General features: G+C 60.9%; 17 protein-coding genes. 6 read left to right on the top strand and 11 right to left on the bottom strand.

Annotated features, from left to right (window positions below):
* The first annotated feature begins 1 nt into the window (after position 1).
* A complete protein-coding gene (locus FYJ85_RS14820) occupies positions 2-1,186 on the top strand; it encodes a glycoside hydrolase family 99 protein (protein WP_154419354.1) in 1,185 nt (394 codons plus the stop codon).
* 18 nt (positions 1,187-1,204) lie between these two features.
* On the opposite strand, the gene FYJ85_RS14815 is transcribed toward FYJ85_RS14820, so the two are convergent.
* Entirely contained in the window at positions 1,205-2,710 is a 1,506-nt protein-coding gene (locus tag FYJ85_RS14815; RefSeq protein WP_154419353.1) for a glycoside hydrolase family 5 protein, read from the bottom strand.
* A gap of 12 nt (positions 2,711-2,722) precedes the next feature.
* Positions 2,723-3,442: a prepilin-type N-terminal cleavage/methylation domain-containing protein gene (locus FYJ85_RS23205; RefSeq protein ID WP_235903208.1), complete on the bottom strand. Its 720-nt coding sequence runs from the start codon at positions 3,440-3,442 to the stop codon at positions 2,723-2,725.
* A gap of 63 nt (positions 3,443-3,505) precedes the next feature.
* Here FYJ85_RS23205 and FYJ85_RS14805 point away from each other — a divergent pair, with 63 nt between their 5' ends.
* Positions 3,506-3,670: a hypothetical protein gene (locus FYJ85_RS14805; protein ID WP_154419352.1), complete on the top strand. Its 165-nt coding sequence runs from the start codon at positions 3,506-3,508 to the stop codon at positions 3,668-3,670.
* A gap of 317 nt (positions 3,671-3,987) precedes the next feature.
* Here the strand turns inward: FYJ85_RS14805 and FYJ85_RS14800 are convergent, their stop codons facing one another.
* The 6 genes from FYJ85_RS14800 to FYJ85_RS14775 form a co-directional block, all read right to left on the bottom strand.
* Positions 3,988-5,991: a hypothetical protein gene (locus FYJ85_RS14800; RefSeq protein WP_154419351.1), complete on the bottom strand. Its 2,004-nt coding sequence runs from the start codon at positions 5,989-5,991 to the stop codon at positions 3,988-3,990.
* Positions 5,988-6,737 carry a hypothetical protein gene (locus FYJ85_RS14795; RefSeq protein WP_154419350.1) on the bottom strand — a complete coding sequence of 250 codons (750 nt, stop codon included), beginning with the start codon at positions 6,735-6,737 and terminating at the stop codon, positions 5,988-5,990. The genes FYJ85_RS14800 and FYJ85_RS14795 overlap by 4 nt, the downstream gene beginning before the upstream one ends.
* A gap of 28 nt (positions 6,738-6,765) precedes the next feature.
* A complete protein-coding gene (locus FYJ85_RS14790; RefSeq protein WP_154419349.1) occupies positions 6,766-9,453 on the bottom strand; it encodes a glycoside hydrolase family 2 TIM barrel-domain containing protein in 2,688 nt (895 codons plus the stop codon).
* 30 nt (positions 9,454-9,483) lie between these two features.
* On the bottom strand, positions 9,484-10,215 hold the full coding sequence (locus FYJ85_RS23200) for a type II secretion system protein (protein WP_177996025.1): 732 nt from the start codon (positions 10,213-10,215) through the stop codon (positions 9,484-9,486).
* Between the two features lie 27 nt (positions 10,216-10,242).
* Positions 10,243-11,319: a LacI family DNA-binding transcriptional regulator gene (locus tag FYJ85_RS14780; protein ID WP_106054685.1), complete on the bottom strand. Its 1,077-nt coding sequence runs from the start codon at positions 11,317-11,319 to the stop codon at positions 10,243-10,245.
* A gap of 152 nt (positions 11,320-11,471) precedes the next feature.
* On the bottom strand, positions 11,472-11,909 hold the full coding sequence (locus FYJ85_RS14775) for a hypothetical protein (RefSeq protein ID WP_154419348.1): 438 nt from the start codon (positions 11,907-11,909) through the stop codon (positions 11,472-11,474).
* Between the two features lie 282 nt (positions 11,910-12,191).
* Here FYJ85_RS14775 and FYJ85_RS14770 point away from each other — a divergent pair, with 282 nt between their 5' ends.
* The 4 genes from FYJ85_RS14770 (at position 12,192) to FYJ85_RS14755 (ending at position 17,849) form a co-directional block, all read left to right on the top strand.
* On the top strand, positions 12,192-12,986 hold the full coding sequence (locus FYJ85_RS14770; RefSeq protein WP_154419347.1) for a hypothetical protein: 795 nt from the start codon (positions 12,192-12,194) through the stop codon (positions 12,984-12,986).
* Positions 12,987-13,326: 340 nt separating this feature from the next.
* Positions 13,327-14,112, top strand: a complete 786-nt coding sequence (locus tag FYJ85_RS14765) for a DeoR/GlpR family DNA-binding transcription regulator (RefSeq protein ID WP_154419346.1) — start codon at positions 13,327-13,329, stop codon at positions 14,110-14,112.
* Between the two features lie 28 nt (positions 14,113-14,140).
* Positions 14,141-16,438: an alpha-ketoacid dehydrogenase subunit alpha/beta gene (locus FYJ85_RS14760; protein WP_106054682.1), complete on the top strand. Its 2,298-nt coding sequence runs from the start codon at positions 14,141-14,143 to the stop codon at positions 16,436-16,438.
* A gap of 25 nt (positions 16,439-16,463) precedes the next feature.
* Positions 16,464-17,849 (top strand): dihydrolipoamide acetyltransferase family protein, encoded by a 1,386-nt coding sequence (locus tag FYJ85_RS14755; protein WP_154419345.1) that lies wholly within the window; start codon positions 16,464-16,466, stop codon positions 17,847-17,849.
* Between the two features lie 64 nt (positions 17,850-17,913).
* Here the strand turns inward: FYJ85_RS14755 and FYJ85_RS24315 are convergent, their stop codons facing one another.
* From FYJ85_RS24315 to FYJ85_RS14740, 3 genes are read right to left on the bottom strand one after another with little or no spacing between them, the layout of a single operon-like run.
* A complete protein-coding gene (locus FYJ85_RS24315) occupies positions 17,914-19,080 on the bottom strand; it encodes an ABC transporter permease subunit (protein WP_154419344.1) in 1,167 nt (388 codons plus the stop codon).
* Positions 19,077-19,589: an NUDIX hydrolase gene (locus FYJ85_RS14745; protein ID WP_106054679.1), complete on the bottom strand. Its 513-nt coding sequence runs from the start codon at positions 19,587-19,589 to the stop codon at positions 19,077-19,079. Before FYJ85_RS14745 ends, FYJ85_RS24315 begins: the two co-directional genes overlap by 4 nt.
* Before the next feature lie 19 nt (positions 19,590-19,608).
* Positions 19,609-19,965, bottom strand: coding sequence for a hypothetical protein (locus tag FYJ85_RS14740; RefSeq protein ID WP_106054678.1), 357 nt, complete (start codon positions 19,963-19,965; stop codon positions 19,609-19,611).
* Positions 19,966-19,992 lie beyond the last annotated feature (27 nt).

The following is a 19,992-nucleotide window of genomic DNA, read 5'->3' as shown; positions in this document are numbered from 1 at the left end:
AATGAAACGGCTGCTGTTCACCCTGCTCCTGCTGGGCGCCTCGCTCCAGGCCCGGCCGCCGGAGACGATCCCGAACGACACTCCGGAAGGGCTGCTGCTCTGCGGTTATCAGGGGTGGTTCAACACGCCCGGCGACGGTTCCGGGCGCGGCTGGCGGCATTACCGCGGCACGGACGGCAGGTTCGACGCGGACTCCGCCGGTATCGACTGCTGGCCGGATATGAGCGAAGCATCGCCGCAGGAGCGGTACGAAACGCCGCTCCGGAAACCGGACGGTTCGCCCGCCTTCGTCTTCAGCTCGAGGAATTCCGCGACGGTCGACCGTCACTTCCGCTGGATGCGGGAATACGGCATCTCCGGCGTATTTTTCCAGCGTTTCCTGCAGGAGATCCGCACACCGGGCGGCCGGGAGAACAGCGATACGGTCATGGCGAACGTGCGCAGTGCGGCCCGGAAGCACGGCCGGGTCTGGGCTTTGATGTACGACGCCTCCGGCTGCGAGGAGTTCACCGTCTTCGAGCGGGATTTCCGCCGTTTTGCTGCGGAGGGAACGGCGGGGGAGCCTGCTTATCTCCGGTACCGCGGGCGCCCGCTGGTCGCCGTCTGGGGACTCTTCGCGAACCGCCCCGGCTCCATTCCGTTCTTCGAAAAAGCGGTTGCGCTGGCGCATGAGCTCGGATACTCCGTCATGGCCGGGGCCGATTCGCACTGGCGGACGGCGAAGGGAGAAGCCGCCGGCCGCGTCAGGGCGGTTCTGGAACAGGTCGAACTCGTTTCGCCATGGATGGTCGGGCGTTTTTCCGGCACGGAAGCGGAACGTTATTACCGGGAGACGGTGCGGCCGGATGCCGAATGGTGCCGTTCCCGCGGCATCGGCTTCCTGCCGGTCGTTTTCCCGGGCTTCTCGTGGGGAAACCTGAAAGGGAAAGGCTTCGACCTGATCCCGCGCGAAAACGGCGCATTTTTCCGCCGCCAGCTTGAACTGGCGGAGAAATGCGGCGCCGGAATGATCTATGTCGCCATGTTCGACGAAATGGACGAAGGCACGGCGATCTTCAAGCTGGACTCCGTCCCGCCGTCCGGCGGCCGGAATCGTTTCCTCGCTCCTCCCCCGCCCTCCGATCTTTATCTGAGGCTGGCCGGAGAGGCGGCCGAACGGCTGCGCCGCCGGACGGCCGCTCCGTGATCCTGCTCACCGGAACGGTCAGCGTTTTTTCCGGAACGCTTCCAGAAGGACCTGCTTGCGGTCGTTGCCGGCGGAGGGAACGAGCTTGCCGGGAAGCCCCTCGTGCTCGACACTCCAGCCGTCCCACTCGCGGAAGGCGTGATAACTCCAGTCCCAGCCGTACTCCTCGAAGATTTCGATGCAGTCGCGGATGTAGTCGGCCGCGCCCGGCGCCCAGGCGACGGCGGAAAATTCGCCGACATAAATCCGGGCGTTGTGCCGGAGCTGGAAGTCGCGCACGGGCTGCAGGGATTTCTTCAGCATCGCTTTATCCCACATTTCACCGCCGGTCCTCCCGGGATAACGGATGAAATTTTTGCTGCCCTGTTCGCCGAAGGCATTGTGGACAAACTGATGCGTGAACTGGCCCGGAACGTACATATGAACCTGATAGATCACGTTGTCCATCTCGAGCGGCGGTAAGTAGGCGAAGGCCGACGGTGAATCCCATTCGTTTGATTCGATCATGATCGGAGTATCCGGGTCGATCCGGCGGACCGCTTCGGCGGCCATGCGCTGGATGTTCCAGTAATCGTACCTGGCCGGCCCGTTCTGTACCGGTTCGTTGACAAGATCATAAGCCCAGACGGATGGATTCCCCTTGAAACGTCCGGCGATGCGCCGCCACACTTCCACAAAGTGATCGGCATATTTTTTATCGGAAAACATAACCAGGTTCTTTCCTGCATCACGTCCGCCCGGAGGCGTGTGCAAGTCGATAACGAACCGGAGCCCGTACTTCGGAGCGAGAGTGAGCAGCCACTCCAGATGGTCCAGCTTACCGTTCAGCCAACTGTCGTACTCCGCAAGATCCTGTTCGGTCCCGCTTTTACCCCAGTTGCGGCAGATCTGATAACGGACGAGATTCGCTCCCCACTTCTGCAGCACCGCAAGGTCGTCCTCCGTGATGGATCGGGTCGGGGACATGACGCCGCGGAGCGGCGGCGTTTTGGCAACCCGTTCGGGATAATCGATTCGGTAATTGCTTTCCGGCTTCGGAAAGACGGGGCTGAGCTGCAGACTGTTCAGATCGAACTCCACAGTTCCGCAGCTGTCCTGCAGTCCGAGCATCAGCGTACCTTCGGCGGCTGTTTCCGGAACGGAGGCGATAAAATGGCTCTCCCGCCAGTCGAATGTACCGGCAAGACCGGACACATTGCGATAGAATTCCCCACCGGATTTATCCCGGAAGCGGAACATGAATTTCACACCGTTCCAGTTCCGGCGGGGTTTGGATACCCCGTCGGCGCGCAGCCGGATCGAAAACGTGAACACTCCTTTGCCCCGGTAAGGCGCAAGATCGATTTCAGCCTCGGAGCAATTCATTGCCGATTGGTCCGGCCCGGGCGGAACCGCGATCCGGAGGATTCCGTCGCGTATGGTTCCGTAACGGCCCGGCGACCAGGCCGGTTTCAGCGTCTCCGCCGCACAGGCTGTACACGCGGCAACCAGAAAAAGCATCATGCAGATTCGTGACAGTTTCATTTTGGTCCTTTTCTAATAGGTTCGATCCAGGTACATATTTTCGTCGGAACTTCCCCAGAAGTACCCGTTGTCCGCATCGTCGATCGTCTCGGGAATCTCCGGCGACCGTCGCGCCTCCACGTGGCCGTCCGCAAAGCAGACGTTCGCACCGGAGCGGCCCTGATGACGGTAACCGGTTCCGGAAATATTGTTCAAATCGCCACGTGACTTGGCGGCCGGGTCCGGCCAGCTTCCGACCCGGTCGATATCGAGCAGCATCGCCCGGCCGGAAGGCCTTCGGATTTTCCGCAGACTCCGAATCGGCGCTCCTGACCAGAAAGGCGAGGAAAGTGAAAAATTGAATCCGTAACCGCGGGAAAACTGCATGATATCCCAGGCGGAATCACCGGACGGACACGCGAAAAGACCGCGCATACGGCGAGTCTGGCCCGGCCCGGAAATTTGTACGGAGGAACAGTTATCTGAAACCGACGCTCCCGTTTCGATACAGAAAAGAAGATCGATCCATTTGACGTATTTTGTGCCGTAATTGTTGTTCACGGCGGGGAAAATCCCCCGATTGCCGTCGAGATACAGGAACATGTAGGTTCCGAGCTGCTTCAGGTTGCTTGCACATTTGATGTCACGGGATTTCGAACGCGCCTGATTCAGCGCCGGCAGCAGCATGGCTGCCAGAATCGCGATGATGGCTATCACGATTAGAAGCTCGATCAAGGTAAAGTGCAACCGCATAATGCGCAATATGTAATGATGCACAGGCAAAGGCCGGCACCGCCGAATGGCGGAAAAGACGGAATGCACCGAGAAACGGATCTGAACGAACTTATGCAGGGAGGCGAGAAGGACGGTAATGCAAATGAGCCCGATACAGCGAAGTCCGCAAAACGGCCGGTGGAAGTCGGCCGCAACAAAGGAGAAAAAGAAGAGACCCGGTTGCCGAAGGGCGTACAATCATCTTAAGCCGAAAGGAGTTGAATCATGAAAAATCAAATTCGAAAACATCACATATTGCGCATTATGCGCTGTTAGTTTCCGCACCCTTTTATTTTATTATACAGAAAAACCATAGTGGAACCAAATGAGAATTCGAAAAAAGCAGGAATTTTTTCAGCAGATATTCGAATACGGCGGGACTTCGGAATGCATGATTCCATGCGTACGGGTATTTCGCGGAACGTTCAGGACGGGAAGCAGAACTCTCCCGGGCGCCTGCCGGTGCGACTGAGACGGAAGCATTTCCGCTCCCGCGGCATACGCCGCGGGAGCGGAAACGGCGGTCACTCGAAAACCAGCGTGCAGCGGAGCCGATGCATCCGCGTCATGGTTCCGGGCGTGACTTCAAAACGCAACTGCATCGTCGGATGCGGCGAAAATGCGTTGACGCCGCCCGGATTGCCCGGCGTTTCGGGCAGCGGCACGGCTTTGACCTCCAGCCGGTCGCCGTCGTGTTCCGAGAGCCGGATATCGCGGACGACGCACTTCCGCCTGCCGCCCCAGCGGAGCGAGGCCGGAAGCGCATCGATTCCGGCCAGCGGCCGGAAGGTCGCGCCGTCCGCCGAAAACTCCGCATTCAGCAGCGGCACCGGCAGCACGAAGGTCACTCTGTCGCAGTAGTGTCCCGCCATGTGCCGCATGCCGAATTCGAGCTCGATACGGTCGGCATAATAACGGTTGTGGACGTGGAATTCGAGCTTGTTCCGCCGTTCGTTCCGCTGCCAGCACGCTTCGAGACAGCCGTCCGGTCCGGGGAACAGGTTGCACGGCGGGTCGTACGGATCGAAATCGGCGGCGGAAAGGATATCCCCCTCCGAACTGCGCACGGTCAGGACCGAATCGTCCTCGGGGGAAGTCGAGCAGCTGACGAAGCGCCGGCCGTTGTGGTCGTCAACCTCAATATGCCAGAGCGAAGAGACCGGAAAGCTCGCAGCGTACAGCAGTTCCCCGTCCGAGAAAAGCGTCGCCAGCGGCGCGCCGCCGATCAGCGTCCCGAGATTCGGGTCGCCGTAACGCGGCACGACCGGAATGTTCCGCAGGCAGGTATGCCCCGCGAACGAGGTCTCATAAACAGGCGTGCTGACTCTGAGCCAGGCCGCCTCCCACGCATAGGAGCCGAAGAACGGCGGTTCGATGCTCTCCAGCCGGTCGACCTCGCCGAATTCGACGAGGGCGCGCGCGATGGATGCGTAAAACCGGGCCGATGCAAGCTGCGAAAACTGCGCCTCGATATTGATCTTCTGCCCGAACGGCTGGCCCTCGGGCAGACCGCTTTCGGCATAAGTCGGGCGGCTCCTGACAAAATCGACGTAACGGTCGACGTACCAGCGGCAGTAGCCGGCCAGGACCGGTTCACCGAGCTCGGCGGCCAGCGCGGCCGATTCGAGCGGCAGCCCCTCGACCAGCACCGGGCCGTACCAGGCGCGGTGGATGCCGTAGCCGTCGAGGTCGCTGGCGAGATGGCCGCCGCGGCCCAGGTTGCGCAGGAGCCCGGCGATATAGTTCCGGCAGAATGCATCGAGTTCCGGCCGGCGGCCGAATACGTCGTTCCGCAGCGCGTGCAGGTAGACGAACATAAAGCCGTTCGGCTCGGTGCAGTAGTAGGCGGGCGTATGCGTATTCGTCGAATGCTGGTCGGTGAGGCCGCCGCCGCCGACATAGTTCCACGTCCAGTCCGGATTCAGGCTCGGCTGGATCAGCGGCCCGTCGATCGCGGCGGGCGTGACGTAGTTCCTCAACCCGTTCGCAAGCAAAGTTTCGAACCGCTCTTTCCAGACCGGATCGCCGGAGAGCAGCGCCATCCAGTAGTAGACGCGCAGCTCGAAACGAAGCTGCTGGGTCTTGCCCTGCGCCCCCTCCGGAAAACGCAGCCGCGGGTGGCGCTCCGCCATCCGGACGAGCGCGGCCAGCACGGTTCCGCGCTCCGGTTCCGACAGTCCGATGACGTCGGCGTACCGGACGGCGGTTCCGAGCGCATCCCCGACGGTCGATGCATAGGCGGGATGGTCGGTGATCCCGTCGCCGGTCCGGCAGAGGCCGTCCTCGCGGACCAGCCCCGACAGCCAGACGGCCAGCTTCGCCGCCCGGCCCGGAACGACACCGCGGAGCTTCAGCTTCTCCGCATAGACCAGATAGAGAAGCACCTGCGCGTTGACGCCGCCCGGATCGCATCCGGTCAGTCCGGACGCGATCGGAAATTCCTCATAGTGACCGCCGTTCCGGCAAGTCTCGAGATAATCCGCGAAAGGGCTCTCTTCGAGAAAACGGAGCAGATCGACACGCTTCATTTCCGAGCCTCAACCGCCGGGAACGGATCGGAGCTGAAGGCCGCCTCGGAAACCAGCACCGGCAGCGCGGCCCCCGCTTCGATATCATAACGGTAGGCGCGGTCCTTCAGGTTCTCGGCCCACATGGTGCCGACCCACTGGGCGGCGTGGCGGAAGTTCTTGTTTGTCTCCCAGTTGCGGCCGTCGACCGACACATCGAAGGTCTTCTTGTTGAAATCGAGCTTGACGTCGACGGTGAACCATGCACCGGGTTCGACCCGCCCGGCTTTCTGCCAGCGGATGCCGCCCTTGCCGTCGCCGTCGCCGGCCAGCACGTCGAACGCGGCGCCCTTCGGTTCGAAGCCGATGAAGGCGGCGGTCCGGTTATTGGCCTGCTGGAGACGCAGCGAACCCGTGATGCCCTTCCCGGCCAGCTCCGGCAGCAGGAAGCGGAAGCGGCAGTAGACGACGCTCTGCTGCGCATCGTTGTCGGACATGCTCCACTCCGCCGAATTGATCTGGAATCCGGGCTGGATTTCGAGCGCCTTGACGCCGTCGCGTTCAACGACCTTCGCACCGGCCTTATCCGGTGTGCGCGGCCACATGCCCCAGGTCGGACGCAGCGTGACGGGCTTTCCGGAAGCGTCGGTTCTGACCAGAACGGTTCCGGGCGCGAATTCCGCAAGATCAAGCCGGTAGAATTCACCGGCCGCGACGACCGTCGCCAAGGTGGCAGTGAGCAGTCCGCAGAGGATTATTTTTTTCATGTCGACAATTCTCCTGTTGCAGTATTTCTTATCTGGTTTCTTCCAGCCGGTTCACCATGCGGGTGTATTTCTGTTTGAGCCCGCGGTGGGTCTCAAAGCTGATCTCGACCCGCAGCGCATCGCGGTTCTCTGCCGGACAGGCGATGCGGAGCGACCGCCCCGGCTTGAGTTCATCGAGCCATTCGCTCTCGATGACGTTGTCGGGGGAAACGACCTGGAGCAGCACCTTGCGCAGCGTCGCAACGTCCTGATTTTCAAACTTCAGCGTGTCTCCTTCGCGGGTCAGCCGGAATGGCGACATGACCTTCTGGAGCCACTCGCGGCCGCTCACATCGAGAAGCTCGCCGTGGTGCGCGTAAAGGAAGCCGCCGACGCAGCCGGGGGCGTTGCGCATGGTATCGAGCTTCGCGCCCATATCTTTCTCCCACTGGGCGACGTCCTGCTTGCGCAGCGCAGTTCCCTTCGTCTCGTTTTCGAGCAGTCCCCACTCGCAGAAGACGAGCGGCATCTTCGTTTCCTCGTAGATTTCGGCCATCATCTTCCGGAAGTCGTCCGGAAAGCGGTAGCTGTTGTAACCGAGCACCCCCTGCCCCGCCGTGAAGAACCAACTGGTTCCGAAGGTGTCGAGGTTCGCGTAGGTAACCGGGCGGCGGCTCGGGTCGTACAGATGCAGGTATTTCTCGGCGGCGGTCAGGTACTCGTCCATCAGCACTTTGTCGTTGTATCCGGCGGTGTGGTGGTTCTCGTTGCCGGAGTTCCAGAACAGGATGTTCGGGTACTTGGCGAGCTCAAGCGCCATCTCCTTGTGCGCATCGGTGTTGAACTCATGATCCGGCGCGACGAGATTGCCGAGCGCGACCTCGGTCGTGTTGCAGGAGCCGGAGGCGTATACCGGCATGACGAGAAAACCGTAGTCGAGCGCGTCCCTGAGCTGCTGCTCGGTCACGCCCTCGATGCGGAGCGCATTGAAACCGAGCTGCTTGTAGGTTCCGAGCATCTTGAGCCAGCGGCGGCGCGTCTGGCGGCGGTCGTTGTCCCACTCGATGCCGGTCTCGGAGTTGATGCCGCGGATCACGAACTGATCGCCGTTCACATAGAGCTTGCCGTCGCGCAGCTCGATGACCGAACCGTTGAGCTCGACGTTGCGGCTGTCGAAAGCGCGGTTTTCCGCATCGAAAGCGGTCAGCGTGAAGGCGTAGCGGTTGAAGTCGGCCGGAAGCGTCAGCGCCCCCCTGAAGTTGCCCTCCGCGTCAAGCGGGAGCTCCACGCTGCGGCCGTGGCCGGAAAGCACGACCTTCTTCGCACCGGGAACCGTTTTGCCGGAAAAGGTGCGTTCGGCCATGCCGTTATCATCAACCCGGCCCGCCGCCGGAGCATCGACCCGGACGAAGGCCGGACGCGCTTCGGTCAGCAGCTCGACATCGCCGAAGATGCCGAATTCGTTGCGGTAGGTGCGGTCCTCGGTATGGCGGTAGATCCACCATCCCCTGACCGGATTGCCGTACAGCCGCACGGCGAGCGTGTTCTCGCCCGGCTTGAGCGCGTCGGTCACGTCGTAGACATAGTTCCAGGCGTATTCGCCGTTGTAGATCGGCAGCATCATGACTTCGGCGTCGGGCAGATCGGCCGGGTTGAACGGGCACGGAATGGCCATGCGTTCGAAGTGCTGGAACTTGACGACCTCCCTGACCGGCTTTCCCCAGGTGTTGGTCTGGCGCGAGCCGTTTTCGAGCACCCACTCATGCCGCTTGCGGACACTCGACTGCGTGCCGATCCGCTTGCCGTTCAAATAGATTTCGGCGCTGTCGGCAAGGTCGCCGATCTTCAGGTAAACCGCCTCCCCCGCCTTCGGATCGAAACGGAAGTTTCTGCGGTAGACGTAGTAACCGCCCTTCTGGTCGGCAACCGGTTTTTCGGGGACGGTCACTTCAGTGGAACCGGCGAGCTTCGCGCCGGGCTGCGCAAAACTTTCGTCGGCAAGCCTGTCGTATTTCCAGGTGATATCGCCCAGATAGGCTTTCTCGTACTTGCCGTTCAGGCTGCTGCGGGTCACGAACGGATTGCTTTCGACCGCTTCGGCCGGGACGAGCCGGTCGTACTTGCCGCGGTAGAACTTGCCGAGCTCCGGATAGCTGCGCCAGTTGTACTGCTCCCGGTAGCAGTCGCTTTTCTGTTTCTGGAAATCCGGCGCGCTCTTCACAAGCTTCGTGCCGTGGACGATGACCTTCGCCTTGCCGCGCGCCTCTCCGCCGATATCGTGGAAGAACAGATACAGATGATCCTTCTTTTCGGCGATCCGCTTCGGTGGAAGCGTATCGAAGTAGAAGCGGTAGGTGCGGCGTCCCGGCTTCATCGTGGCTTCCTGTTCGACGAAGAGGCGGGTCGGCCAGAAACGGGCCGGGGCGGCCAGCGACGGACTGAGCCGCAGGATCGGCGTGTCGATCTCGGCGTCGACTTCGAGATAACCGCCCGGCAGATACGGTGTCAGATCGAGATTGCCGAGGTCGATATGCAGATAGTTGTCGGCATTGGCCTGATCGGTGAAATCGATTTCGATCCGGTCGCTGTCGACCCTGACCGGCTGAAACACCTTCGTGTCGGAGCCGTTGTCGGAAGGCTTGAACACGAGTTTGTCGACATTATAAACCTGCGCGCCGGAAGCGGCAAGCGAACAGGCGGCACAAAATGCGGCCGCAATGACAGTGCTTTTCTTCATGTGAAAAATCTCTTTTTACAGTTTATTGCATTACCAGCTGGTGACGCCGTGGAGATCGTAATTCCGGGTGCCGGGGCTCGCGCCGGGACCGAAACTCGTATTCAGCGTATTGAACCAGTTGACGTGCCCGTCGGCATAAAGAATATTCACACCGGAGTTGCGGTGAATCCAGCGCCCCTCGAAAGCGCCCCAGTTTTTGTTGTTGAGCACCTTGTCCCAGCGTCGGATTTCGGGAGTGCCGGACCAGTCGACATACGAATCGGTCTGCACATAGCGCAGACTCGGCTTCGTGATGCTGCCGAATTTCGGCCAGATCGAATCCACGAGCTTCATGCTGCCGGTAGGACCTTCCACCGTCCCGTCATCCTTCACGAACGGAAGCACCCACTGATTCGAGGTGTAGGTCATGCCGTTCTTCACTTCCGGATAGGCTTTGGCGTTGTCCCCGGTGCGGATCGGATATTTCGAGAGAATCGGACAGGCCACCGTAGCGCGGTCGGGAAGGTAACGCCCCTGGTACAGCAGGTATGCAAAGCCGCGTTCCTCGCCGTCAACCCGGGCGCGGCACGGCGGCGTGAAATCGCGGTAGTCCGCCGAATAAAGCAGAAACGACTGACCGTTCTGCCGCATATTGTTAACGCATTTGGTGGTACTGGCCTTATCGCGCGCCTGATTCAGCGCCGGCAGCAGCATCGAAGCGAGAATCGCGATGATCGCGATTACGACCAGAAGCTCGATGAGGGTAAAAGATTTGCGTTTCATGATCTTTCTCCGTGAGGTTGGTGTTGTTTATATGGTTCGGATCGAATCGCGTTGTTTCAGGGAACCGGGAATGCGGACCACCGAAGAGGTGTTCCGCTGGTGAACGCCGACGCCGTCGATCAGGTCGCAGAGCGTGCAGGCCGCGAAGTGCGATACCCGGTTGAACGGCATGGCCACCGACGAGAGCGTCGGCTTGAGCAGCGTGCAGAGGTTGCCGGAGTCGTCCATGCCGATGATGCTGAATTCATCCGGAATCCGCACGCCGCGAATCGCGCACGCCTGCAGAAAGCCGAATGCGGCCCAGTCGTTGGCGAGGATCACGGCGGTCGGACGCTCCGGAAGAACAAGGAGCCGGTCGAGAACGCCGGTCATATCCGGCGGCGTCTGTTCCGGTTCGACCGCCAGCTTCGTTTTGGCCCGGGCGGAAAATTCGATCAGGTATTCCGGGCGGAAGCTTCCTTCGGACTTCATGACCTCGAGATAGCCGTTCGAACGGGCGATGAAGATTTCGTTGCACGCCTCATGGTTCACGAAAGCGATCCGGCGGTGTCCGCGCTTCAGCAGCTCCTCCGCCGCAATGACTCCGCCGGCGTTGTTGTCGACGATGACCTGCGGCAGCGGGTCGAAATTGTGGGCCGCGCCGAAGCCGACGGCGGGGAGCAGCGTGATGAGCTCCTTCACGTAATCAGGGAGCGTATCCTCCATCTTGACGAGAATGCCGTCCGCATTCCGGACGATTTCGCGGACGATATCCTCCTGCTTCGAGTCGGCCATATACATGGTCAGGCGGCTGCGGCGCTCCTGGCAGGCGGTTTCGATTCCGGCCATGTAGCTGGCCCATAGCTCATTGCTTTTCCAGGCGGAGCCCATGCCGGGAGAGATGAGCGCGATGCTGCGGGTCCGTTCCGGAACCGACGGCGCCGTGCCGCGCTGTTCGGCGCGCCTGCCGCGCCGGCCCGACCGGTAGTTGACCTGCCGGATCACCTCCATGGTGCGCCGCCGGATACCTTCGTCAACGTTTTCCGCGTTGTTCAGAATCCGGCTCACGGTCCCGACGGAGACGCCCGCCATCCGGGCGATGTCGCGTATCGAATAATCAGCCATATTCTTCCGTTATGCTCGAGTGTTCATCAGGTGTTGTTCATTGATCATCGATATTAATTATACCAAACTGAGCATAAAATGTCAAGAGCGGAACCGATTATTTTTGAATTTTGTTGAACTTTGATCGATCTTTTAATGAACTTTAAAGTTCATCAAAAGACATGATTCATCCTCCCCGGAAAGGTATTTGGAATCAACCCGGAAAGCCGGCGGGAAGAAGCGGTCAGCTTCCGGTATCGGTATTGAGAGTCATGGAAAAGGTGCAGAGTGCCGTCAATCAGATACAGAGTCAAAGCGCCGGCTTGCGAAACCTTGCCCGGAATGATCTGCGGTTTACACCAACTCCGACCGCCGTCAAAACTGCATGCATAGAAAATCCCGCATGAGAAGAACTCATCCCGGCAGACTCCACGCTTAAGACCGATCCAGACGGCTGCGACAGTATTCCCTTCTGCGGCGACAGCGGCGTCAAATACATATTTGCATCCGGCGGAAAGCTTGATTTCGCGGTTCCACTGCGTCGTATCAGCATCGAAGCTGCGATACCACAGATCATCGTTATACCTTGCCTGAAAGAGAAAACGGCTCATTGGAAAATGCAGATAATTGTTGCGCCCGTCCTGCCATAAGAAGTGGAGCTTTCTATTTCCGGCGGCAACGTTTTTCCGGGACGGCAACTCCCATGCAGCACCCTTCGTCAGCCTCTCCGGACGGCTCCAGACTCCGCCGGAACGGCAGCAGATGGATATATCCGGATTTTCCGGAGACCGAAAGGCGGTCCAGATGATTCCGCCTGCAGAGCCGACCCGGAGTGGAGCGGCCAGAAACACGCGAACGGCAGAAACAGAGGCAGTCCCCGCCACCCGATCGAGATGAAGATCGCCTACCGCCGTAATTGCGATTCGCTCACAGACATCGAGTATTCCGGCTTTATCCGGCGCCGGAAGCCGCCGCAGAATCTGCGCTCTCCAGCTCAAGCTGAACTTCGGGCCGGCCATACTCCCGCTATTTTCATAGCAGTCGAAAGAAGCAATCTTCATCCTTCCGGGAGAGAACGCCGGATAGATGGTCTCTGCCGGAATCCGGAATTCATCCGGAAAGGTTGCCGCATCCGGGTAAAAAACAGAGTCAAGCCGAATCGATACCGCATCACCGCTGCAGGAGGTTTCGATGGAAAGGGCTCCGGTCTCTCCGTCCGCCAGCACAAATTGCGGCCGTCCCCCCATTGTGTTGTTGCAGGAAAGCGAGCTCAGTTGATCAACCGGGATAATAGCCAGTTCTGTCCCGACCACAGCAAGAAACCGTTTCGGCGGCTCTCCTCCTTTTCGGAGCGGAACGGGAAAATTATTCTGAACTGCGACCGGGACACTCCACTTTTCATCTACAGGAAACTCACCCCAATAGAATGGTTCAACGATCAGCAGAATGCCTCCCCACGCCGCGGCAAACAGAATCGCCGCAAAGCGGAAACGGCGGGGAACGACGGAAAACAGGAACGGAATCGCCGCAAAGCAGAGATAGCCGGGAATCCAAAGATACGCAATGTCGGACAAGAATTCGTTTCCCCGGAACCCGGCGGCACGGATATATATGCCGGACATGAGATTCACAAGAAATACAGCCGCTCCGGCCACAAGAAACCCGACACCAGCCTTCCGCCGCAGTGAAAGGTTCGCAGCAGAGGGCCGCCGGAAGCAAAGGACTCCAATAAGAAGGCCGAATGCCGCACCGCCCGTCACGCCGAAAAAAACGATAAAAACCGGATAGAGTGCAAGCACCCCGATAAACAGTTGAAACCACAGGAAATACTGCCATCGGCAACTTCTGCAAAGGAATGCCCGAAAATTCATTGGAGCAGCTCCACCCGCCGTTATCTGTAATTCTGACGCTTCTCCGAGGTAATATCTTACAGCAATCGAGAAAAGTCAAACAAAACGGCAAATAAAAAATATCTTTCAAATTCTTTCAAAAACTTGCAAAAGTAAAAAAATGTGATAAGATATAAGCATGGGAAGCAATGGGAACAACCGGAAACTGCTTTCGCCGGAGCGCGAGGACCTGATTCTTGCGGCGCTCGGCGACGGAGTGCGCACCATCGCCGAACTGGCCGGCGCGCTCCAGGTCTCCGAGGCGACGGTGCGGCGCGATCTGCACTCCCTTGAGAACCGCGGCGCCGTTCAGCGCGTGCACGGCGGAGCGATCCGCGTCGGCGGCGACGATGAAAAGCGCGAACCGCTGTTCCACGAGAAAACCACGCTCCGCGCCGCCGAAAAGGAGCGTATCGCCGAAGCCGCCCTCGCCCTTATCGAAGACGGCGACTCGATCTATCTCGACGGCGGCAGCACCGTACTCGCGCTGGCGCGCAAACTCGGGAGCCGCCGCAACCTCACGGTCGTGACCAATTCCCTGATGGCGGCGGCCGAGCTCATGGAGTCGCGTCACCGGCTGATCCTGCTCGGCGGCGAATTCCGCCCGCTTTCGCGCACGCTGGTCGGCCCGCTGACCACACCGATCGGCGAAGCGCTCCATATCGGCAAAGCGTTTTTCGGCACCATCGGTTTCACGGCCGCCGGCGTCTCGACGACCGATCCCGGAGAAGCCTTCACGAAAAAGCTCATTCTCGGCCGGGCCGGCATGTCGGTCCTGCTGGCCGACTCCGGCAAATTCGGCCGGGCGTCGCTGGTCAACGCCGGCACGCTCGACGATTTCCGCTTTGTCGTAACCGACTCCGGCATACCGCCGGAATTCATGAAGATACTGAAGAAGCACAATATCGAGATCATTCAGGCATAAACCTCGTCAACAAGTAAGGAAAAGCAAAATGGCGAACAACTATCTCTCCGATCGCGGTCCCAGCTTCCGTAAAGAAACCATCAAGCTCAAGCCGATTCCGGCCTACACGTTCTCGAAGACGCTGGCCGACGAGTTCAAGGCGAAGGAGATCACGAAATCCGAAGTCTCCGACCTCTACGAATCAATGCTCGTGATCCGTGAATTCGAAGACATGATCAACAAGTGCCGCACCGGCGCATACGAAGTCATCAGCGATTACAACTACCGCGGGCCGACCCACCTCTCCATCGGGCAGGAGGCGACCGCATCGGGCGTCTGCTCGATGCTGAACATCACCGACCTCATCACGAGCACGCACCGCGGCCACGGCGACTCGATTGCGAAGGGCTTCCACGCGATCAAGCAGATGACCGAACAGGAGCTCCGCGAGCGCTGCCCCGAATTCTCGAGCCTCTCCGGCGAAGAGCTGCGGGAAGCGGTCATGGAGGACCATATCTTCCGCACCATCGCCGAGCTGTTCGGCAAAGAGGACGGCTACGGCAAGGGGCGCGGAGGCGGCATGCACATCGCGGACTTCCGCGTCGGCCACCTCGGCGCGAACGCGATCGTCGGCGGCGGCATTCCGATCGCGACCGGCGCGGCCATGACCTGCCGCATCGACGACAACATGAAGGGCCGCGTGGTCTGCTCGTTCGCGGGCGACGGCGCCTATTCGAACGGCGTCGTCCTCGAGTCGCTGAACTGGGCGAGCCAGGATCAGTTCGACGGACCGCTGGCTGAAACGAAGTTCGGGTTGCCGATCATCTACTGCCTGATCAACAACCACTACGGCATGACCGGCCGCGCCGACGGCGAAGTGACCGGCGTCGACCACCTGGCCCGCCGCGCCGCCGGCTTCGACAACGACAACATGCACGCCGAAGTCGTGAACGGCATGGACATCCTCGCGGTCCGCGACGCGATCGGCCGCGCCAAGGCGCTGGCGAAGAAGGGCGAAGGCCCGATCCTGCTCGAATTCGACACCTACCGCTACTACGGCCACTCGCTCTCCGACCCGCGCAACGAATACCGCACCCGCGAGGAGGAAGCGCGCTGGAAGGAGGTCGACCCGGTAGTGACCTTCCGCCAGCGGATTCTCGAGGCGAAAATCATGAACGAGAAGGAGCTCTCGGCACTGGAAGCGAAGGTCGCCGCCCGGAACGCCCGCGCCGCACGCCGCGCCGCCGACGCCCCGGACCCGAATCCGGCCGACGTGATCAAGTACATGTACACCGACGGCAGCAGCGACGTCGTCCCGGCCGCCTATGCCGATCCGAAACTCTATGAGCCGCTGCCGCGCGCCAAGCGCGATGCGAACGGCATGACGACCTACCGCGACGCAATCAAGGAAGGGCTCTGCGAGGAAATGGCCCGCGACAAGCGCGTCGTGCTCTTCGGTGAAGACGTCGCCGAATACGGCGGCGCCTTCAAACTCTCGAAAGGTATGCTCGAGGCATTCGGCCGCGACCGCGTCCTCAACACCCCGATCTCCGAAGCCTGCATCTGCGGCGCGGCGGTCGGCATGGCGATGACCGGCTACCGCCCGGTGGCCGAACTCATGTACATGGACTTCGCGCTGATGTCGTCCGACCAGATTTCGAACCAGGCCGCGAAGTGGCACTACATGACCGGCGCCTCGACCGAAGTCCCGCTCGTCGTGCGCTGCAGCGTCGGCGGCGGCAAGGGATACGGCGGCCAGCACTCGCAGTCACTCGAATCGATGTTCGCCCACATTCCGGGGACCTACGTCGCCTATCCGTCGAATCCGTATGACGCGAAGGGCATGATCAAGACCGCGGTCCGCACGAACAATCCGGTCGTCTTCGTCGAAGGCCAGCTGCTCTACAACGTGAAGGGCGTGGTGCCGGAAGAGGATTACACGGTGCCGTTCGGCGTGGCGAATATCGTCCGTGAAGGCTCCGACGTGACGATCGTCGCCTGGGGCCCGGCGGTGGCCGACGCCCTGAAGGCGGCGGAAACCCTCGCGGGGGAAGGCATCTCCGCTGAAGTCATCGACCCGCGCACGCTGGTTCCGTTCGACTCAGAGGCGATCTTCGCGTCGGTGCGCAAGACCGGTCGCTGCGTGGTGGTCAGCCAGTGCGTCGACATCGGCAGTTTCACGGGTGAAATCGTTTCGCAGGTCGTGGCGAACTGCTTCGACGACCTCGACGCCCCGGTTCTGAAGATCGGCGCGAAGAACGGCATCGCTCCGCAGGCCTACACGCTCGAAGAGGCGTTCCTGCCGACCGCCGCCGACATCGTCGCGGCCGTGAAGAAGCTTTACTGATTCAACGGAACAGGAGACATTCATTATGGCGACCAAGATACCCGTTCCGAAACTCGGACAGTCCGAAGAGACCGTGACCATCGCCTCGTGGCGGGTCAAGGAAGGCGACAAGATCAAGAAGGGCGACGTCCTTTTTGAAGTCGAAACCGACAAGGCCGTACTCGAAGTCGAATCGCAGTTCGAAGGCACGATCCTGAAGATCGTAACTCCGGTCGGCGTCGAAGTCCCGGTCATGACCACGACCGCGGCGATCGTCGGCGAACCCGGCGAGCAGATTCCGGCCGACATGCTGGCGGCGGCTCCCGCCGCTGCCCCGGCGGCCTCTGCCCCGGCTCCGGTTCCCGCCCCGGCTCCGCAGGCAGCGCCCGCGCCTGCCGCACAGAAGGCGGCGGCTCCCGCACCCGCTCCGGCTGCACCTGCACCCGTCGTCGTCGCCGCTGCCCCGGTGCCGGCCCCGAAAACCGTGCCGGCCCCGGCGAAGAAGCCGGTTTCGCCGCGGGCGAAGAAGTTCGCGGCAGGCTACCTGATCAATCTCGCGAAGGTTCCGGCCGCCGGAACGCGCGTGACAGAGCAGGATGTGAAAAACTATCTCGAATCGACCGGATACTTCAAGCGCAAAATCACCCCGGTCGCGCTGAACCTCGCGGCTGAGGCGAAGCTCGAAATGGCCGAACTCGAAGGCTCCGGCGACGGCGGCCGCATCACGATCGCGGATGTGAAGGCCGCGATCGCGGAGCGTCCGAAGCCGTTCAACACCATGCGCAAGGTCATCGCGCAGCGGCTGACCCAGTCGAAGCAGACGATTCCGCACTTCTACGTGACCGTCGCAATCGACATGAGCGACCTCATGAAAAAGCGCAAAAAGCTGAAGGAAGAGGGGATCAACCTCTCCGTCAACGTCTTCATCATCAAGGCGGTCGCCCTGGCGCTCAAGGAGTTCCCGAACGTGAACTCGTTCTGCGACGGCAACTCGGTTTCGCAGAAATCGAAGGTCAACATCGGCATGGCGGTTTCGGTCGACAACGGTCTCGTCGTCCCGGTCATCGCGAACGCGGACCGCAAGGGGCTCGACGAAATCCAGGCCGAGTCCGGCGAACTCGCCGAAAAGGCGCGTTCCGGCAAACTCACTCCGGATGAGATGAAGGGCGGCACCTTCACGATCTCGAATATGGGCATGATGAACGTCGAAAGCTTCCAGGCGATCGTGAATCCGGGCGAAAGCGCGATTCTCGCCGTGGCCAGCTGCATCCCGACCCCGGTCGTGCGCGACGGGGAAATCGTGATCCGCGACATCATGAAAGTCACCGTGTCCGCCGACCATCGCGTTGTAGACGGCGCCATGGCGGCTTCCTTCGCGAACTGCATCCGCGAAAAACTCGAGAATGCCGCACTCTGGGATTCGCTGATCTGACCGGCGGAAAGAAGCAGAACTCCCCGGCAAGGCGTGACATGCACTTGCCGGGGAGTTTTTTTTATTACCGCGGAAACAACGCTTTCCGGAGCCCCTCGCCGGTGAAGTTGAAGGCGAGAACGGCGATGAAGAGGGCGATGCCGGGAAACAGCGTCAGATGCCAGTATTCGAGCGGATTGTCGAACGCCTGGCGCAGCAGCCCGCCCCAGCTCGCCGTCGGCGGCTGGACGCCGAAACCGAGGAAGCTGAGGCCGCTTTCGGCCAGAATCGCACCCGCCACGCCAAAGGTGAAGCTGATGAGGATGGGCCCGGTGATGTTCGGCAGCAGATGGACCGTCATCGTCCGCCAGGCGGAGATGCCGACCACCTCGCAGCTCTGGATGTACGGCAGCGCCCGCTGCTTGAGCACTTCGCCGCGGACAAGGAACGTCAGCCCGATCCAGCCGGTGAGCCCGATCACAGCAATGACGACGAGGATCGACTGCTCGAACTTGCGGTCTTTCAGGATCGACATCAGAATCAGCAGAAGCAGGAAGGTCGGGAAACAGAGCAGGATTTCCACGAGGCGCATGACCGCCAGGTCGAACCAGCCGCGATAATAGCCGGCCATCAACCCGACCAGGGTGCCGATGACCAGCGCGATCGCCGTAGCGAAGAGTCCGACCGCCAGCGAAGCGCGCGCGCCGTAAATCATGCGGCTGGCCACATCGCGGCCGACTTCGTCGGTGCCGAGCCAGTGCTCCCGGGAGGGCTTCTGATAGGGCCTGGCGATAATTTCGAACGGTCCATACGGAATCGGCGCGAAAACGGCCCGTTCGCCGGACTCCGCCGCCGCCAGGCGATAGTCGGTCTTATCGAGCTTCGGGCGCGCCGCCGCGAACGGCAGCAGCAGAAGCAGCGCGGCCGCTCCGCACAGAATCCGCCGCGGGAACTGCCGGCGAACGATCAGGGCGATCAGCAGCCAGAGCGGCAGCAGCAGCAGGACATAGTTGAAAAACTGTTCCACCAGAAATTCGGTCGAATCCGGAGCAAACAGAAAAGGCAGGAACGGAAGCCGGAGCCCTTCTTTTCCGAAAACCAGCAGCGGCCGGCCATTGGCCAGCAACGGCGCCGCGACGGCAGGCACCAGTAAAATCAGAATGCCGACCACCCCGAGCCTACCCTGGAAATCGGCAAAAAAACGGCGCCTGGCCGCAGCGAAAAACGAGTGCTGAGCCGGCGCCTGACTCACAACAGCCCCTTTTCCCGCAGGAGCGCGAGCTCCGCGATCAGGTTCGGGGTGAAGCTCTCCCGGTTTTCCGGCCCGGCCAGTTCGTCCGCCGTCCAGAAGCGAATCTCGTCGATCTCTTCCGGCTGGAAACGGAACGGCCCGGCGGACCGCAGGGCGTATACCCGGACATCTTCGGATTCGACCGCATTGCGGATCTTCGAATCGAACAGGTGCCGGAGTTCGCCGGCCGAAGCCGTCACGCCGAGCTCTTCGCGGAGCTCGCGCAATGCGGCGGTGAGATAATCCTCGCCCGCGTCAACGTGGCCGCCGACGGCGGTATCCCACTTCCCGGGCTGGATATCCTTCGACCGCGAACGCTTCTGCAGCAGAATCCGGCCGCCGGCGGGGTGAAACACCACCACATGACTCGTATGATGCAGAAGCGCCGGATTCCCGTGGCACTCGCTCCGCAGAGCGCGGCCGATCCGGTTGCCCGCTTCGTCATAGATGTCGAAATATTCCTGCTTCATCCCGCTGTCCCGGTGCGTGTTACTTCGCCGCCTTCGCCTTCAGGCCTTCGGCGTAAGCCGCCATGTTGTCCTTCAGCTTCTTCAGCGATTCGCCGATCTTGTCGGCCTCGGCCTTCAGCTGGCGGCCCTTGTCGCCGAGCAGTTCCTGCGGCGAGAGATCCTTGACCTTGGCAAGCGCGGCGTTGAGCTCTTCGGTCTTCGCGGCAATCGCCTTCGTGTACTCATCGACGGCCTTCTGAATCTTGGCCGAATCCCAGCTCGCGATCTCCTGCCGGATCTGTTCCGGCGTCTTGTTCTCGTCGACGCTGCTGCCGCAGCCGGCAAGCAGTCCGGCCGCGACAACGGCTCCGGCGAACATCAAAGTGACTTTCTTCATGATTTCTTCTCCTTACTCGATTACTCC

Origin of the sequence: Victivallis lenta (assembly GCF_009695545.1) — a bacterium.
In the GTDB taxonomy this organism is placed as follows: domain Bacteria; phylum Verrucomicrobiota; class Lentisphaeria; order Victivallales; family Victivallaceae; genus Victivallis; species Victivallis lenta.
The sequence above is the reverse complement of the archived record's forward strand: the minus strand, read 5'-3'. Positions and strand labels throughout refer to the sequence as shown.

Bases quoted from the DNA above. Each gene is read 5' to 3' on its own strand.
- FYJ85_RS14820 (WP_154419354.1), top strand. From the start codon at position 2: ATGAAACGGCTGCTGTTCACCCTGCTCCTGCTGGGCGCCTCGCTCCAG.
- FYJ85_RS14815 (WP_154419353.1), bottom strand. From the start codon at position 2,710: ATGAAACTGTCACGAATCTGCATGATGCTTTTTCTGGTTGCCGCGTGT.
- FYJ85_RS23205 (WP_235903208.1), bottom strand. From the start codon at position 3,442: ATGCGGTTGCACTTTACCTTGATCGAGCTTCTAATCGTGATAGCCATC.
- FYJ85_RS14805 (WP_154419352.1), top strand. From the start codon at position 3,506: ATGCACCGAGAAACGGATCTGAACGAACTTATGCAGGGAGGCGAGAAG.
- FYJ85_RS14800 (WP_154419351.1), bottom strand. From the start codon at position 5,991: ATGAAGCGTGTCGATCTGCTCCGTTTTCTCGAAGAGAGCCCTTTCGCG.
- FYJ85_RS14795 (WP_154419350.1), bottom strand. From the start codon at position 6,737: ATGAAAAAAATAATCCTCTGCGGACTGCTCACTGCCACCTTGGCGACG.
- FYJ85_RS14790 (WP_154419349.1), bottom strand. From the start codon at position 9,453: ATGAAGAAAAGCACTGTCATTGCGGCCGCATTTTGTGCCGCCTGTTCG.
- FYJ85_RS23200 (WP_177996025.1), bottom strand. From the start codon at position 10,215: ATGAAACGCAAATCTTTTACCCTCATCGAGCTTCTGGTCGTAATCGCG.
- FYJ85_RS14780 (WP_106054685.1), bottom strand. From the start codon at position 11,319: ATGGCTGATTATTCGATACGCGACATCGCCCGGATGGCGGGCGTCTCC.
- FYJ85_RS14775 (WP_154419348.1), bottom strand. From the start codon at position 11,909: ATGAGCCGTTTTCTCTTTCAGGCAAGGTATAACGATGATCTGTGGTAT.
- FYJ85_RS14770 (WP_154419347.1), top strand. From the start codon at position 12,192: ATGAAGATCGCCTACCGCCGTAATTGCGATTCGCTCACAGACATCGAG.
- FYJ85_RS14765 (WP_154419346.1), top strand. From the start codon at position 13,327: ATGGGAAGCAATGGGAACAACCGGAAACTGCTTTCGCCGGAGCGCGAG.
- FYJ85_RS14760 (WP_106054682.1), top strand. From the start codon at position 14,141: ATGGCGAACAACTATCTCTCCGATCGCGGTCCCAGCTTCCGTAAAGAA.
- FYJ85_RS14755 (WP_154419345.1), top strand. From the start codon at position 16,464: ATGGCGACCAAGATACCCGTTCCGAAACTCGGACAGTCCGAAGAGACC.
- FYJ85_RS14745 (WP_106054679.1), bottom strand. From the start codon at position 19,589: ATGAAGCAGGAATATTTCGACATCTATGACGAAGCGGGCAACCGGATC.
- FYJ85_RS14740 (WP_106054678.1), bottom strand. From the start codon at position 19,965: ATGAAGAAAGTCACTTTGATGTTCGCCGGAGCCGTTGTCGCGGCCGGA.